The following is a 15,433-nucleotide window of genomic DNA, read 5'->3' on the forward strand; positions in this document are numbered from 1 at the left end:
CCGTTCTCGTCGGCTCGGGTGCCGAGGTCGGCGCCGACGTCTCGGATGCCGAAGGCGTGGGTCATCGCCGCGGCGTGTCCCTGGACCATGTCGGCGATGCCGGAGCGGATGCCGGGGGGCACGCGGCGCACCGGATCGGCGCGCACCCGATGGGCTGTCACCGCGAGGGCGTCGGCGAGCGCGTCGCGATTCGACTGGCGTCGGGAGTGCCGCCGCGCGGAGGCGACGCGCGCGTCGGACACCGCGGCGGCCTCGCCGGTGGCATTGGGGACGAGGACCGATCGTGCCGGGTCGAAGGCGACGAGCTCGGCGCCGCCCCCGACGTCGCTGAGCACCAGCGGCAACCCGGTGGCGGCTGCTTCGGTCGCCGCCACCGCCCAGCCCTCGAAGAAGGAGTTCAGCAAGAACGCATCGGCTGCCAGGAGCAGCGTCCTCGCGTCGGAGCTGCCGAGCAGGTGCACTCGGCCGGCATGCGGGCTGGAGCGCCGGATCGCATCGGCACGCCGCAGCTCCACCCAGTCCGAAGGGTCGCCCGCGTAGACGAAGCGCGCACCGGTGAGCCGCGTGTCGAGGGCGTGGAGGAAGGACGCGACCGTGCCGGCGACGTTCTTCTGCGAGTCGTAGCGGGCGAGGCAGACGAACACGACATCGTCGCCCAGCGGAACCCCGAGCACGCCCGAGAGGGCGTCTCGCGCGGCTGCGCGCTCGGCGCCGGTGGCGGGTGGGGCTTCGGGAGCCCCGTTCTCGACGACCCTCATCCGCGGCACGTCTTCCGCGGGGACGTGCCGCGCGTGGAAGTCGCGGACCGTCTCGCTCACCGCGACACCGACGGCGGCGCGGTGCAGCAGGGCGCGGAACGTCGCCCACCGGCCGCGGGTGAAGTGGATCTCGGTGTTGTGCATGGCGATGACGAGGGGCAGGCCGCTGTCGACGGCGGCCTCCTCGAGGTAACCCGGGGCGCTGTGCAGGGCGACGACGTCGACGTCGCAGAGTGCCGCGGCGGCCTCGCCGGCGGTGGCCACGGGGCGGACCTCGATCCCGGCGGTTCGGAGGCGGGCGGCTCGCACCCCGTCGCCGCGGCACACGACGACGGGTCGCACGCCCGCGGACGGGAGTCCCCCGGCCAGCATCTCGATCACCGACCCGATCCCGCCGACGTCGAGGCCGTCCGTCGCGAGCGCGCAGGTGATGCGGGCGATCGGCTCGGGACTCTCGGCGCCGGCGGGCGGGCTCGCCGTCGCGGCGGTCGACGAGAGAACCGGAAGCGGCCCGTGCATGATCGCGGCCGTGATCCGGTGCACGTAGGCGTACCTCATGCGGGGGGTCAGGAGATCCGTGAGCGTGACGACGGCGCCGTAGCCGCTCGCGGCCAGCAGCGCGCGACGGCGGGCGGAGCGGCCGGGATCGGTCATGTCAGGTCCGGTGCGGTGCTCGCCTCGCGGGGAAACCGAATCAGCCCGGCGAACGGCCGGCTGCGCGTGCCGGCCCACAGCGGCTCGAGGGTCGGCGCGGAGACGCCGATCAGGACCCAGACTCCGATCTCATGCATGTGCCCTACGACGTGCGGGAGGTGGCCGAGGGGCCCGAGCGGAGCGAGATCACGACTGCGAGCGGCGGTGATGAGGAGGAGTTCCCTCTCGTCGCGATGCGCCATGGCCTCCCGGGCGACGGCCGGTGGGACGGTCGCCACCGCGAGCGGCTTGCCGTAGCGCGACAGGCCGTCGACGGCGGTGGGCGTGCTGTCCCCTGGCGCGAGATCCAACACCCGCAGCGATCCCATGTCGCCCCGTGCGAGCGCCTCGTCGATCGAGAGCCGGATGTCCGCGAGGACGATCGGGCTGGAGGGGGCGACGGACGCCAACGCGCGAGCCTCGAGCGACTCGCCCCACCAGGCACGCGCACCGCGCATCCTCCGCAGCTGGCGGCCGAGGCCGCCCGGCGGGTCGCCGCCCCAGATGGTGCCGCACGTCGTCTGCAGCGGCACGAGCTCCGGATACAGTTCCCCGACCCTGCCGTGGGCGAGGTCGAGGGCCTCGAGATTCGTGGTGAGGCTGTTGTGCGTGAGGGGGATGTCGAGGGCCACCGCGCGGAGGCCGGCCCTCCGCGAGCGCGCGGAGTACTCGACGCCGTACGCATGCCAGGCGAGGAGCGGGTCCTCGCTGAGCGGCTCGTTCCATACCCGCTCGCGACGCAGGAGAAGGAGCACCTCGTCGAGCGATTCGACATCGCGCGGTTCCGTGGCGACCTCTCCGATGGGTACGACGCGATCGCGGATGCGGCCCAGGATGCGGTGGCGCGCGTCGATCCCGACCGCTCCCGCGATGCCGATGTCCGGCTCGGCCATGAGGACGGCCGCCGCCTCCTCGAGGGCCACGAGCGAGTGCAGCACGACGTCCTGGTGCACGAAGACGACGACGTCGTTGCGCGCCAGGCGCGCGCCGTGGTTGAGCGCCGCGCCGGCGCCGGGAAACGGGTTGCCGCGGTTGTCGACCGCGATGAACTCGGTCTGCGGCGCAGACGGCAGGCCCTCGCGGATCGACCGCGCGAGGCATCCTTCCAGCACGTCCGGATCGTTGTAGACGCAGACGATCGAGGTGGGTGTCCGCGAGGCTCGGTCGGACTCTGGCATCGGTCACCCCCCAGCGGGAAACAACGCCTGGCATCGCCATTCGAAGTCTACTCGCGGACGGTCGAACCGCCCCGGTTTCCCGGCGCCGGCGGACGGTCGACATTGCCGGTCGGGGGGAGGACGCTTATATGAGGTATCTCTCACACGGCATTAGATGTCGCTCATTCGGCCGGTTCGGCCCAGGTCGTGCGCTTAGCATCGGCTTTGCCTCCCCCCGAGATACCCATGGATGTGCTATGCAAACCCGAAGTCAGCGTCGTCGCGCCCAAGTGCGCTCCTATCGTGCCCGCCTCGCTATCGTTTTCGCCGCTGTACTCGGCCTGTCAGCCCTCGTCGCCGTGCCCAGCATGGCCGCCTCTGCGGCCACCACGGTCGGCATCTTCGCCGATGATCTGACGCCTGCGGACGCCTCGTCCGGCAGCAGCCGTGCGGTCGAACTCGGTGTGAAGTTCTCGCCGCAGCAGGGCGGCGCTGTGACGGCGCTGCAGTACTACCAGGGTCCGTCCGCCACGGGCGTCACCCAGGCGACCCTGTGGTCCTCGAGGGGGACCGCGCTCGCCCGCGTTCAGTTCGCGGCGACCACGACCGTCGGGTGGCGCACGGTCGACCTGAAGCAGCCCGTCCGACTGCAGGCCGGCAGCACCTACACGGTGTCGTACTACGCGCCCAACGGCCGCTACCCGGTGACCGCGGACGCCCTGGCGACCAAGCGCGTCCAGAACGGCTTCGTGCTCGACCGCGGCGCCGGCGTCTACCGATTCGGCGACAGCCGCTTCCCCTCCCGCTCTTCGCGAGGATCGAACTTCCTTGTCGACGTCGCCTACCAGCCGGACGGAGCGTCGACGATGCCGAGCCCAACGGCGACGCCCACGCCCACGCCCACGCCAACGCAGACGGTGACCCCGACGCCGACGCCGACGCCGACGCCGACGCCCACGCCGACGCCGACGCCGACGCCCACCCCGACGGTGACGCCGACGCCCACGCCGACGCCGACGACGCCTCCCGCACCGGGCGGCGGCACGCAGAAGAACTGCATCGACGTGCCGAGTGCGTGCGGTTACCCCGACGCCACGAACACCGGAGTGTCGAACAGGGCCGCGCTCATCCGCGTTCCGCAGGATGCCACGAGCGGTCCCGGCTGGACGTACCGGTCCGACATCCGTGCCGTGCAGACGACCGGCAACGGCGTCACGATCCAGAACCTGAGCATCGACAAGGGCATGATCATCGTGGCGCACAGCGGTGTCACCCTCCGCAACATCTACCTCGATGCGGCCGGCTACTACCCCATCGACTGCGACTACACGGGCGTGACACGCGACGCGAAGAGCTGCCTCGGGCTCACGGCTGAGAACGTCGAGGTGAACGGCACCCCGGCGTGCCAGGGCGCGATGGCCTTCCGCGGCTACACGGCGCGGAACATGTACGTGCACGGCTGCCTGGACGGCTTCAAGGCCAACCAGGATGTGCTCATCGAGAACAGCTACGTGACCGCTCTCGCGGTGATCGACGGCTCGCACAACGACGGGGTCCAGTCGACCACCGACGGCAACGTCGTCGTGCGAGGCAGCACCTTCAAGCTGGGCAACCAGTCGGGTGTCAACGCCGTCTTCCAGATGGGGGTGAAGGGTGACCGCAACTGGGGCGTGACGATCGAGCGCAACCTCATCGATGGCGGCGCCTGGATGCTCAACGACTCCGGCTCTCCCATCGAGGGCATCCTCGTCAAGGACAACCGCTTCACCCACCGGGCCGCTTACGGCATCGGTTACGTGAGCGGAGGTTCGTGGACCGGCAACATCTGGGACGACACGCTGGCGCTGATCCCCGAGAACGACTGATCCCCTCACCGCCTTCTGGCGATGACTCGTGCCGGCTGGATGCCAATCCAGCCGGCACGAAGCTTTCGCGGGTAGCCTGGCATTTGTGCGGCCGCTGGGGGCCCGCCTGCCCGGAAGAGGAGGCAGTCGTGACGGTGCGAGAGATCCTGGGCGTCGTCGCGCGGCGATGGTACACGTCCGTCTTCGCCGTTGCTCTCGCGGTGCTGCTCACGTTCCTGATGCTGCAGGACGGCGGCATCTACACGACGCGCACCGTCGTGGACTTCCGGTGGCCGGGGGCCGCGCGACTCGATCCGCTCAACGGCTTCGCCGACGAGAGCGTCATCGCCTTCGCCGGTCTCGTCGCCCACAAGGTGAACACCGGGCGGGAGCCCGATCGATACGCGACGGACGAGGCGCCGCTGTACGGCGCGGGGCGGCGCGAAGGCGAGTTCGTCGAGGTGTCGTTCGTGGGAAGCCAGTTCGCGACGAACTACCCGGATGCGGCGATCGAGGTCCACGTCATCGGACGTGAGCGGGCATCGGTCGAGGAGCGTCAGCAGGCACTTGTCGACGACGTCCTCCAGACGTCGATCCAGCTCCAGGAAGAGGAGGGCGCCGTCGCCTCCCACCTGATCACGCAGGAGGTTCGGCCGCTGTCTGCGCAGATCGACTACATCGCGCCGTCGTGGGTGGGCAAGATCTCCGCGTTCGGGGCGATGGCCGCGGCCGGCGTGATCGCGGGGGTCGGCCTCGCGCTGCTCTGGGAGAAGTCGGCGATTCATCTCCATCGGAGAAGCCGCCGACGGGGGAGAGTGGGGGCGCATGAAACCCGCTGATGTTCTTCCGCTCCTCCGGCGACGGTGGTACATCGTGCTGCCGGGACTCCTGCTGGCCGTCGCCGCGGTGGTCGGCGCATGGGGCTTCGTGGGTCCGCAGTACGAGCGCACGGGCACGCAGATGCTGCTGCCGGGGGCCGCGAATCTTCCCGAGGGATCGACCAACCCCTTCCTCTTCATCAGCGGGCTCCAGCTTCCTGCAGACGTGCTGGTGCAGTCCGTCGGTGGTCCGGACGGGCTCGCCGCGATCCTCGCGGACTTTCCCGACAGCGAAGTCGTCGTCGAGCGTGCCGCCGGATCGGCGCCGATCGTGAGAACGATCGTCACGTCTCCGAGCGATGCCGAGGCCGAGGAGCTGCTGTCCCTGGTCATGGCTCACTCCGTCTCGGTCCTGGAGGAGCTTCAGACGTTGGAGAGCATCCCGCAGGCATCCCGCATCGAGATCGTCACGCTCACGACCGACCCCGAGAGCACCCTGCTGCAGCGCACCCGCATCGTCGCAGCCGCGGCCACCGGCATCGGCGTCATCGCGCTCACGCTCGCGCTCACCGCTCTCGTGGATGGGTTCGCGCGACGCAAGCGGCGTGCGACGACGTCGGGTGATGCCCGTCGTGAGTCCGGCAGCGAGTCGGTTCAGGACTAGCCGGGGCGGAACGGGGGAGCCCGGTGAGCGAACCTGCACAGGGACCGATTCCGGTCTCGGCCGTCGAACACATCGCGATCACGCGCAAGATTCCCTGGGACGCCGCGCGCCTGGTGATGGTGTACCTGGTGCTGCTCTTCGCGGTGCCGTCGTACGTGTCGATCAGCAGCCTCGGGACGCTCGGGCGGCCGCATTTCCTCTGGGGCCTGGGGATGTTCGCGTTCTGGGCGATCTCACGCCTCCAGTGGCGCACGGTCGATGTCGCCAGCACGTCGCAGCCCGTCCGCTTCGCGTTCGTGGTCTTCCTCGTGATCGCGCTCGTGAGCTTCGCCGATGCGATGCTCCGCGGGCAGCCGGCAGATCAGATCAGCCAGCTGATCACCTCGCTCCTTCGGGTGCTCTCGTGGGCGGGCGTCCTGCTGGTCATCGTCGACGGGGTGCGGACCATGCGCGATGTTTCACGCATCGTCCGGTTCCTGGCGATCGGTGCGGCGCTGCTCGCCCTGCTCGCCCTTCTCCAGAGCTTCACCGGTCGATCGCTCCTGGACTTCTGGGGATCGATCCCCGGGCTCAACGTGGGGGAGGGCGGCATCGCCGAACGCAGCGGGAGGACGAGGACCGCGGCGACCGCGATGCACCCGCTCGAGTTCGGCACGGTGCTGAACGCCGCCCTGCCGCTGTGCGTCGCCGGTGCCCTGACTCAGGGCTTCGGTCGCGGGCAGGCCAGGTCGACGGCCGCGTGGTGGTGGGCAGCGAGTGCCCTCCTGGCGGTCGTGGCGCTGATGAGCGTGTCCCGCTCCTCCATCATCGGCCTCGCCGTCGCGGTGGTCCTGATCGTTCCCGCGATCCCGCGGCGGACCCGCCTGCTGGTCGTGTCAGGCGGTCTCGGCGTGATCGTGGCGATGGTCGCACTGATGCCGGGACTGGTCGGCACCACGCTCAGTCTCTTCACCAGCAGTGACGGCAGCACCATGTCGCGGACGGGCGCACTGGATCGACTCCCGGAGTTCGTCGCCGCGTCCCCCCTCGTCGGCATCGGATTCGGCACTTTCCTGCCGCGCTACTACGTCTTCGACAACGGGTGGGCGGGGCTTGCGATCGAACTCGGGATGCTGGGCGTCATCGCGTTCGCCGCCATGGTGGTGGCAGCGGTGTGGAGTGCCTGGCAGGCGCGCAGCAACTCCGTGTGGCCCGACGTGCGCCTCACCGCTCACGCGCTCGGCGCATCCGTGATCACCGCCGCGGTCGTGCTCGCGTTCTTCGACGGCCTCGCATTCCCGATGTCGGCAGGCTTCCTCTTCGTCGTGATCGGACTGTGCGCGGCCATCCGCTCCGTGGCGCTGGTCGAGAAGAGGGGCATGGGCGTGGCGATCACGCCGCACGCCTTCGAGGACTCGATGGCTGAGGATCGCGCGAGCCGGCGGGAGGCGCGTTCGTCGCAGCCTCGGCCGGCCGCTCCCTGATCACCGCGCCGTGTCGGCGGCGGCTCCGATGCGCTCGACGAAGATGCGCTCGAGCGTCCGCACGTAGGTCTTCGTGAGATGCGAACCGTCGGACCAGACCAGCACGCCGCCGATGACCACAGGACAGTCGCCGGCGCCGGGGCAGATGACGTCGGTGAAGTCGACGGTGCGCGCCGCCGGCGAGCGCTGAACTCCCGCGGCGAGCGGCTCGTTCGACGCGAGCGCCGCGTCGCGGGGCAGCGTGCATTCCGAGGCGCCGTGGGTTCCGAGGCATGCGGGGATGTCTCCGACGCCCGCGAGATTCGGATTGGGGGTGTCGGCGATCACGATCACCTGTGAGCCCGCGGCGGCAAGCTCGTTCCAGGCTGCCGCGTACTGCGCGCCCATGAGGTCGGCGATCTCGTGGAAGCTCGCCGACTCGGGGTCGTTGCTCATCGGTTCGAGTGCCTCCCAGGCCTGGGAGGAGACCAGCACGTAGTCGTACCTGTCGTGGACGAGTCGGGCCAGCGTCTCCTCCTGCCAGCGGGCGCAGTCGCGGACCGTCGACCGGGGAAGCCCCGACTGCGGTGAGAACAGCGGGCACGCTCCCGCGAGGTAGGTCGTGACGTGCCACCCGTACGCCTCGGCGGCGGCCTCGACGGCGAGAAGCCACTGGGTGGCGTGCGAGTCGCCGACGAGCGCGACCGGGGTCCCGTCGGCGGGGCCGAATTCGCAGTGATGATCCGACCCGGGCGCGACCTGACAGCCGTCGAGTGCCGACTGGTCTCTGCCGGCGATCAGCAGGCCGGGCACGAAGTCGCCTGCCGAGCCCGTGGGCGGGCAGGAGTCCGATGTCAGCGACGCGGCACCGAAGCACGGGGAGGCGGTCTCCTCGGCCGCGGCGAGGGCCTCGCGCTGCGCGGCCGACTCGGAATCGATGACGGCCAGCGGCGGCCCGGCGAGCAGCGCGACCGCGAGCATTCCGGCCAATGCCCCGAGCAAGGTGCTGCGCTCGAGGCGCTTCGGCGCGGCGCGCGCGGCGGGTGTGCTGCCGAGGCGGATGAAGGGCTTCTCCACGTACTCGCGGGTGAGCCAGGCGAGCACGAAGGTCGCGATCACGATGGCGGCCTTGCCGGCGTTGCCGAGCGCGATGCCTCCGAGCGCGATGGGGATGAGGATCAGCAGCGGCCAGTGCCAGAGGTAGATCGCGTACGACCAGTCGCCCACTCGCTGCACCGGTGCGAGCTCGGCGACCGGTTGGAGGCCCAGCCTGCCGCGCGGCTGGTCGGCGGCGATGACGAGCAGCGCGCCCACGACGGGCACCAGCGCGATCCAGCCCGGAAACGCGGCCACGCCGCCGTAGGTGAACGCCGACACCACCATGAGTGCGAGGCCGAGCCACACCGCGCCGATCCGGAGCCACGGGGGAAGCCCGCGCACCCACGACGAGGGCAGGAAGGTCAGCAGCGCTCCCATCCCGAACTGCCAGGCGCGCGTCGGGGTCGCGAAGTAGGCGACGCTCGGGTCGGACGCCGTCCACACGACGGAGGTGACGAAGCTGGCCGCCGTGATGACGGCAAGCAGCCAGAAGGTGATCCGCCGATTGCCGGTCCGGGCGACGAGCGCGCCGGCGATGAGGATCAGCAGCGGCCACACGAGGTAGAACTGCTCCTCGGTCGACAACGACCAGTAGTGCTGGGCGGGGTTGCTGGCGGCGACGCTGCCGCTGAGGTAATCGGTCGCGGTGGCGGCGAGGAACCAGTTCTCGACGTAGAAGGCGCTCGCGACGACGGCGCCGAGGTCGATGGGCCAGTGCGGCCGGGGCACCCAGAGGAGGATGCCGATCCCGGTGAGGAAGAGGACGAGCAGCGACGCCGGCAGCAGTCTGCGGATGCGCCGGCCGTAGAAGCCCATCAGCGAGAGCCGGCGGGGACCTTCGGCCAGTTGGCGCAGATGGGCGGTGATGAGGAAGCCGGAGATGACGAAGAACACGTCGACGCCGATATAGCCGCCCGGAAGCACCGTCGGCCAGAAGTGGTAGATCACCACGAGGACGACGGCGATCGCGCGCATCGCCTGGATGTCGGGTCGGAATCCCTCGCCGGAGGACCTGCGGCGGGGGCGGGCGGGGATGGCCTGCGCCCTCGCCGCCGGTGCGTCGATCGCGCGGTCCTCGACCGTCAGCGGCGTCCGGCCTGAGGGGGGAACCACGTCCGATTTCGAGTGCATGGGAGGTCCAGACGGCGCGGGTCAGGTGGTCGCGAACTTGCGGTTCTTCATACGAAGGAACGGCAGCTCGAGGTATCGATACGACAGCGGCACGATCGCCGCGGTAAGCACAACGGCGAGGACTTTCGCGCCCCAGTTGTCCATTCCGAGCGTGTCGTCCAGCGCGTACATGACGGGGAAATGCCACAGGTACAGGCCGTACGAGACCTTGCCGATGGCGACGATCGCGGGAAGCGACAGCAGGCCCTGCACCAGACTCGGCCCCGGCGCGACGCAGGCGAACAGGACCAGCACGGTGAGGACGGCCACGAGCGGCCACTGCACCAGCATCTCGAGCCAGCCGCCGCTGTTCCAGAAGTTCGCGATCACGAGGAGTCCGGCGATCGACGCGAGCCCCACAGCGTCCGGCAGTCTCCGCGCGCGCGGGGGCAGGCGGATCTCCCCGGGGCGGGAGAGCAGGAGAGCGAGGAGGCAGCCGAAGAGCAGCTGCATGCCGCGCGCCGGGGTGAGGTTCCAGGTGAAGCCTTCGGCTGCTCCGGCCGCCCAGCAGACGACGATCGACGCGTAGCAGAGGGCGATCAGCCCGGCGACGGCGAGGACGGATTTCGATCGATCCCCGCGCACCCAGAGGAGGAGGAGCACGAGGGTGAGCGGCCAGATCAGGTAGAACTGCTCCTCGATCGACAGCGACCAGGTGTGGGCGAGCAGCCCGAGCCCATAGCCTCCTCCGGCGACCCAGTTGGACACGTAGAACAGCGAGGAGACGGCGCCCCGGAGCGTCCCGCCGCCGAGATCGCCGATGAACGCGACGGTGACCGAGACGGCGACGACGACGAAGTAGACCGGCAGCAGCCGCAGCGCGCGGCGCCAGTAGAAGGTCTTGAAGCTCACGCGGCCGCGGTCGGCTGCGCGCAGGAGGATGCCCGTGATGAGGAATCCGCTGAGGACGAAGAACACGTCGACGCCGATGTCGCCGTTGCTGAACCCGAGCCGGAGGTGGAAGAAGACGACGAGGAGCGCCGCGACCGCCCGCACACCGTCGAGCGCCGGCACGTACCCGGAAGCGGTCGAGGACGTCATGTTGACCTGCTCTGAGCGGCGACGGCGTCGGCGATGAAGCGGAGCACCGACTCGTCGGTCCCCGTGTTCGACTGCACGTGGATGGCGAGATCGTCGGGTGCCAGCGCCTCGACGAATCGCTGCGCGGCGTCCCTCGTCAGGGGCGTGGGACCCCAATGGCTGTGGCTGAGGCTGCGGTCGCCGACGAACGCGCGCCGGCCGGGCTCGGCGAGCATCATGACGTAGGTGCCATAGGTGATGAACTCCGAGAAGTCGAGGCTCTGTCCGACGCAGTCCTGCCAGCGCCGGCCGGTCGTCGCCTCGATCCGCTCGAGCATGTCCCGCACCAGAGCCGGATCCCAGCTCACGATCCCGGCGATGTAGTCGGGAGAACGGCTCTCGGCAGCGGCGACGCCCAGCAGCCGGCGCGCCTTGGCGCGCTGCGCGAGGTGGCGCGTCATGTCGGGCGTGATCCCGTCGGGGAGCCGGTAGAGCCGCACCACGCCGTCGCTCTGGAACGCCGACTCGTCCACGGAACGCACCAGCAGCACGTCGGAGTCGATGATGAGCGCGACGTCGACCTCCAGTTCCGAGACGACGGAGAGCTTGACCATCTGCTGCAGGATCCATCCCCGGATCGGCGGCCATGGCCGGGTGGTGTTGATCGCCGCGATCCGGAACCCGCGCGGGATCCGCGGGATCCGCGCGAGCCTCGTCGCCGGCACGAACCTCGAGGGCAGCGTCGAGCGTTCACTCACGACCGTGAGGCGATCCGACCCGATCGATTCGAACAGCGGCACATCCAGGCCTGGCACCGCGACGATGTGCTGCGTCGACGGGTCGGTGTGTTCGAGGACCGACGCGTGCAGCCGGGCGAAGGACGGGAAGTCCGGCTTGTGGCTCGTGGTGACGATGGCGAGGCTCATGACGACGGGATCCCTTCCGGATCGCGCGGTCTCCGAAGCGCCACAGTGCCGGAGGCCTTCGGCAGGGCCGACCACGACCTCGGCGCGACGATGGTGACGAGGATCGCCCGATGCCCGGCATCCCGGGACCGTACAAGGTGGTTGAGCACCGCCACACCGTGGAAGAGCGTCGTTCCGAGGCGACCGTGGTGGTTCCCGTAGTACCGGATGCGGTTGACGGCGAGCAGCCGGTCGAGGTCCACCGAGACACCCGAGCCTCCCTCCGAATGGCGCACCACCGCCGCGGGCTCGAACCACGTCGCGAAGCCCGCCTCGCGGGCGCGGCGGAAGTAGTCGGTCTCCTCGGAGTAGAGGAAGTACTGTTCGTCCCATTCCCCGACGGCCGCGGCCGCCGCGCCCGAGATGAGCAGGGCGGCGCCGGTCGCCCAGTCGACGCGATGCGCCGTGGTGTACTCCGCCGGCGACAGCACCATCTCGGCGAACGCCGCGGGCCGGCGGTGGAACCGGCCGCCGAAGACGGCGTCGCCGAGGGAGCGGAGCACGTGCGGCTCGCGGCGCAGCGACCTCGTGCGCTCATCGGCGCCGTCGAGGATCGTCGGCACGACGATCCCCACGCCGTCCTGCGCGAGACGCGCGCGCATCACGGCGATAGCGCCCGGATCGACGACCATGTCGGGGTTGAGCACCAGGATCGCGTCGCTGTCACCGACGGCGCGCATCGCCACGTTGATGCCACCCGCGTAACCGAGGTTCCCGCCGGTCGGCAGCGCGATGACGTCGTCGTGCGCGCGGGCCGCCGCGAGCGTGTCGTCGGGCGAGGCGTTGTCGGCGACGATCACCCGCAAGCGCAGGGCCGCGGCTTCGGGTCGCAGCGACGCGATCAGGCGGTCGATGTCGGTCCGGCTGCGGTAGGTCACGACGATCACCGAGACGTCGGCGCGCTCGCCGGAGCCGATGAAGCGGCCGGATGCTGCTGCCTGCGTCGTCATGGATCAGTCCTCACCGTCGGGCATGCGATAGTTGTCCCCATGTCCGCGCCGACGCGACGCCCCACCTGGGTCATCTGGGGTCTCGGCATCTATATCGCCGCCGTGGCGGCGGTCGTTCTGAGCCCGGTGTCGTACGGCGCCGTCGTCCACGCGATCGGCGATTGGATCCGCGACGTCCTCGGCATCGCGTCCTTCGGCTCGGGGTGGATCGAGTTCGCCGCGAACGTGCTCATGTTCGTGCCGCTCGGATTCCTGCTGACGCTGCTGCTGCGCCATCACTGGTACGGCGTGGTGCTGGCGCTGGTGCTGTCGGCGGGCGTCGAACTCGCGCAGATCGTGATCCCGTCCCGGCAGCCGAGTCTGCGGGACGTCGTCGCGAACGTCCTGGGCGCGGCTGTCGGCGCCGCGCTGGCGTGGCTCATCGTGCTGCGGCGGCACACCGCCGGCAGGCCCGACGCGGCGGGCTGACGCGATCGCGTGCACGGTGCTCATGGGCGCACCACCGAAGGCGACCACGCGTGCTCGATGAGGATCCGGGGTGCACCCGACCCGTCGGCGCCTAGCGCCCACACGTCGGTGTCACCGGAATCGTCGGCACGCGGCATCCCATAGAGGATCGTCGTGTCGTCGAGCCATTCGATCTGGTCGTCGATACTGCGGGACTCGGGAAGCGTCACCACCTCCCCGGTCGCGAGATCCATGATCGCCGGCGTCCAGCGCACCGTCGGGCCTGACCCTGCGGTGACGCGCTTGAACGCGATTCTCGTGCCGTCGGGTGAGAGCGACGGGCATTCGACGTCCTCGGCGACGGCGGTGAGCGTGCGTGTCGGGACGTCGCCCCTCACGAGGTAGGTCTGGCCCGAGTTCGCGAAGCCGGCCGTCGCATAGAACGACGTGTCGTCGATGAAGGTCACGCCCCAGAAGTTGCGGTCGATCGGTGCGCTCGGCGTGCCGTTGAACAGGAGCGTCCATTCTTCGAGGTTGCCGAAGTCGTCGCCGGCGTCGTCGTGGATCATCGTCTCGGTCGAGAATCCGATCGTCGCGTACGAGTGCCCGGTGACGAACGAGGTCGTCGCGATGCGGGTGCCGTCGGCCGACATCCGTGCGCGGCTCGGGACGCCCGACAGCGGCCACGTGACGATGGCCGTCCCGTCGTTCGCGTACAGCGAGGCCGAGTACGACGGTAGGATCCCCCGCTCGGTCCGCAGACACGAGAACTCGTCCGCGACGGCGTCGACGCGGTCGCACGCGATCCCGGTGAGGGCTCTCGGGCCGGCCGGGGCGTCCAGCGGCACGCTGGCGACCAGCCCGTACCCCTCGCCGAGCGCCGTGTTGCGGAACACGATCCGATCGCCCGAGGCCCACTCCTCCGGCGCCGTCATCGCCGCTGCGCTGGGCGCGTCGAGGCGGACGCGGTACTGCTGCCATGCCACGACGCCGACGACGGCGGTCGCGCCGAGCGCGACCGCTGAGACGCCGGCCACCACGAGCCACTTCACGCGATCGTTCACGGATCCGACACCTCCGGGGCGCCGGGGCCGGCCGTGGCGACCAGCGGACGGGTGACCGAGAGATACGGCCGGAGCAGCAGCGCGACGAGGGGGATCGCGATCGCCAGCAGCCCCGCGACGATCAGCATGGATGACTCGGGGCCGAGGAGGTACCAGAGGAGTCCGAATCCGGTGGCCGCCACGAATCGCGTGAGGGCGACGACCGTCTGTGCGGCGGCGATTCCCGTACCGCGAGCCTCCGGTGGCGTGAGTTGCGCCGCCAGGGCCGCCAGGACGCCGTCCGTCGATGCGTAGAAGCCGCCCAGGAGCGCCAGGCAGAGGATCGTCGCGGCGATGTCGGGGATCGGGGTTGCCGCGATCAGGTATGCGGCCAGAAGCGACACGTGGCCGAACACGAAGACGCGCGCCCGCCCCACCCGGTCGGACAGCCGCCCGAGCGGGATCGCGAACGCCAGGAACGCCACATTGGTGCCGACGTACAGCAACGGGAACCATTGCGCGGCGAAATCGCCGCGGGACTGGAGTACCAGGTAGATGAAGCCGTCGCCGATGGTGAGCAGTCCGAGAATCCCCGCAGCGGCGAGGACGCGGCGCATCGGGCCGGTCGTGACGGCGGCCCAGTCGAACTTCGTGCGCGCCGGCGCGGCCGGGGGCGCAGCATCCGTCACCGTCTTCTCGTCGTGGGCACGCGACCGGATGTTCGGCACCACGAGCCCGAGGATGAGCACGCCGATGAGCGCGAAGGCGAGCGAGGCGACGAACACGATGTGGAAGCCGTCGGGCACGACCAGCAGGATGATGAACGCGATGAGCGGGCCGATCGCGGCGCCGATGTTGTCGAGCGTCCGATGCACACCGAAGGACCTGCCGAGGATCTCGGGGTCGGACGCGGCCGTGATGAGCGCATCGCGCGGCGCCGTGCGGATGCCCTTGCCGATGCGATCCGCGGTGATGACCGCCGTGATCGCGGCGAACCCCGACGCGAACAGGAGCCCGATGCGCGCCGCCGCCGCGAGCGCGTACCCCACGAACGCGACCCATTTCGGCCTGTCGTAGCGGTCCGAGGCGTAGCCGCCCGCGATGCGGACGACGGCGCTGACGCCCTGATACAGGCCGTCGATGAACCCGAAGGCGATCGTCGACAGCCCCAGCACCCCCGTGATGTAGAGCGGGAGGATGGCGGCCACCGACTCCGACGAGATGTCGGTGAGCATCGAGACGACGCCGAGTGCGACCACCGTGGACGACACCGTCCGTACGCCGCGGGGCGCCGGCGCCGGCGCCGGCGGCGGTGCGCCGGCGTCGGCCGGGGGCTGGGGCGAATTGGAGAACGAGATGTACAC

General features: G+C 70.3%; 13 protein-coding genes. 5 read left to right on the forward strand and 8 right to left on the reverse strand.

Features of this window, described 5'->3' with window-relative positions; translation table 11 throughout:
- Together Q9R33_RS19085 and Q9R33_RS19090 are read right to left on the reverse strand one after the other, a co-directional pair.
- Window positions 1–1,412: glycosyltransferase (locus Q9R33_RS19085; RefSeq protein WP_311294768.1), on the reverse strand; the 1,412-nt coding region annotated here is incomplete at its 3' end.
- Entirely contained in the window at window positions 1,409–2,629 is a 1,221-nt protein-coding gene (locus Q9R33_RS19090) for a glycosyltransferase (RefSeq protein ID WP_311294769.1), read from the reverse strand. The genes Q9R33_RS19085 and Q9R33_RS19090, both read right to left, overlap by 4 nt.
- Before the next feature lie 347 nt (window positions 2,630–2,976).
- Between Q9R33_RS19090 and Q9R33_RS19095 the strand changes: the two genes are divergently transcribed.
- The 4 genes from Q9R33_RS19095 to Q9R33_RS19110 all read left to right on the forward strand — a co-directional run bounded on the left by Q9R33_RS19095 (window position 2,977) and on the right by Q9R33_RS19110 (window position 7,397).
- Window positions 2,977–4,473, forward strand: coding sequence for a DUF4082 domain-containing protein (locus Q9R33_RS19095; protein ID WP_311294770.1), 1,497 nt, complete (start codon window positions 2,977–2,979; stop codon window positions 4,471–4,473).
- Between the two features lie 128 nt (window positions 4,474–4,601).
- On the forward strand, window positions 4,602–5,291 hold the full coding sequence (locus Q9R33_RS19100) for a hypothetical protein (RefSeq protein WP_311294771.1): 690 nt from the start codon (window positions 4,602–4,604) through the stop codon (window positions 5,289–5,291).
- Window positions 5,278–5,934: a hypothetical protein gene (locus tag Q9R33_RS19105; RefSeq protein WP_311294772.1), complete on the forward strand. Its 657-nt coding sequence runs from the start codon at window positions 5,278–5,280 to the stop codon at window positions 5,932–5,934. Before Q9R33_RS19100 ends, Q9R33_RS19105 begins: the two co-directional genes overlap by 14 nt.
- Window positions 5,935–5,957: 23 nt before the next feature.
- Window positions 5,958–7,397: an O-antigen ligase family protein gene (locus Q9R33_RS19110; protein ID WP_311294773.1), complete on the forward strand. Its 1,440-nt coding sequence runs from the start codon at window positions 5,958–5,960 to the stop codon at window positions 7,395–7,397.
- Here Q9R33_RS19110 and Q9R33_RS19115 read toward each other — a convergent pair whose 3' ends face one another.
- The 4 genes from Q9R33_RS19115 to Q9R33_RS19130 are packed head-to-tail and all read right to left on the reverse strand — an operon-like array spanning window position 7,398 to window position 12,579.
- A complete protein-coding gene (locus Q9R33_RS19115) occupies window positions 7,398–9,587 on the reverse strand; it encodes an acyltransferase family protein (protein WP_311294774.1) in 2,190 nt (729 codons plus the stop codon).
- A gap of 39 nt (window positions 9,588–9,626) precedes the next feature.
- Window positions 9,627–10,685, reverse strand: a complete 1,059-nt coding sequence (locus tag Q9R33_RS19120) for an acyltransferase (protein ID WP_311294775.1) — start codon at window positions 10,683–10,685, stop codon at window positions 9,627–9,629.
- The gene (locus Q9R33_RS19125; protein WP_311294776.1) at window positions 10,682–11,590 is read right to left on the reverse strand and encodes a DUF6492 family protein; all 909 of its coding nucleotides are present in this window, start codon (window positions 11,588–11,590) and stop codon (window positions 10,682–10,684) included. The genes Q9R33_RS19120 and Q9R33_RS19125 overlap by 4 nt, the downstream gene beginning before the upstream one ends.
- On the reverse strand, window positions 11,587–12,579 hold the full coding sequence (locus Q9R33_RS19130; RefSeq protein WP_311294777.1) for a glycosyltransferase family 2 protein: 993 nt from the start codon (window positions 12,577–12,579) through the stop codon (window positions 11,587–11,589). The genes Q9R33_RS19125 and Q9R33_RS19130 overlap by 4 nt, the downstream gene beginning before the upstream one ends.
- Window positions 12,580–12,618: 39 nt before the next feature.
- Between Q9R33_RS19130 and Q9R33_RS19135 the strand changes: the two genes are divergently transcribed.
- On the forward strand, window positions 12,619–13,047 hold the full coding sequence (locus Q9R33_RS19135) for a VanZ family protein (RefSeq protein WP_311294778.1): 429 nt from the start codon (window positions 12,619–12,621) through the stop codon (window positions 13,045–13,047).
- A gap of 20 nt (window positions 13,048–13,067) precedes the next feature.
- Here Q9R33_RS19135 and Q9R33_RS19140 read toward each other — a convergent pair whose 3' ends face one another.
- Both Q9R33_RS19140 and Q9R33_RS19145 read right to left on the reverse strand, forming a co-directional pair.
- Entirely contained in the window at window positions 13,068–14,090 is a 1,023-nt protein-coding gene (locus Q9R33_RS19140; protein ID WP_311294779.1) for a hypothetical protein, read from the reverse strand.
- A complete protein-coding gene (locus Q9R33_RS19145) occupies window positions 14,087–15,433 on the reverse strand; it encodes an MFS transporter (RefSeq protein ID WP_311294780.1) in 1,347 nt (448 codons plus the stop codon). The genes Q9R33_RS19140 and Q9R33_RS19145 overlap by 4 nt, the downstream gene beginning before the upstream one ends.

It is taken from the genome of Microbacterium sp. PRC9, assembly GCF_031844125.1.
GTDB lineage: Bacteria > Actinomycetota > Actinomycetes > Actinomycetales > Microbacteriaceae > Microbacterium.

Excerpts from the sequence above, each read along its gene's own strand:
- Q9R33_RS19135 (WP_311294778.1), top strand. The coding sequence starts at position 12,619 with ATGTCCGCGCCGACGCGACGCCCCACCTGGGTCATCTGGGGTCTCGGC.
- Q9R33_RS19125 (WP_311294776.1), bottom strand. The coding sequence starts at position 11,590 with ATGAGCCTCGCCATCGTCACCACGAGCCACAAGCCGGACTTCCCGTCC.
- Q9R33_RS19090 (WP_311294769.1), bottom strand. The coding sequence starts at position 2,629 with ATGCCAGAGTCCGACCGAGCCTCGCGGACACCCACCTCGATCGTCTGC.
- Q9R33_RS19120 (WP_311294775.1), bottom strand. The coding sequence starts at position 10,685 with ATGACGTCCTCGACCGCTTCCGGGTACGTGCCGGCGCTCGACGGTGTG.
- Q9R33_RS19105 (WP_311294772.1), top strand. The coding sequence starts at position 5,278 with ATGAAACCCGCTGATGTTCTTCCGCTCCTCCGGCGACGGTGGTACATC.
- Q9R33_RS19095 (WP_311294770.1), top strand. The coding sequence starts at position 2,977 with ATGGCCGCCTCTGCGGCCACCACGGTCGGCATCTTCGCCGATGATCTG.
- Q9R33_RS19130 (WP_311294777.1), bottom strand. The coding sequence starts at position 12,579 with ATGACGACGCAGGCAGCAGCATCCGGCCGCTTCATCGGCTCCGGCGAG.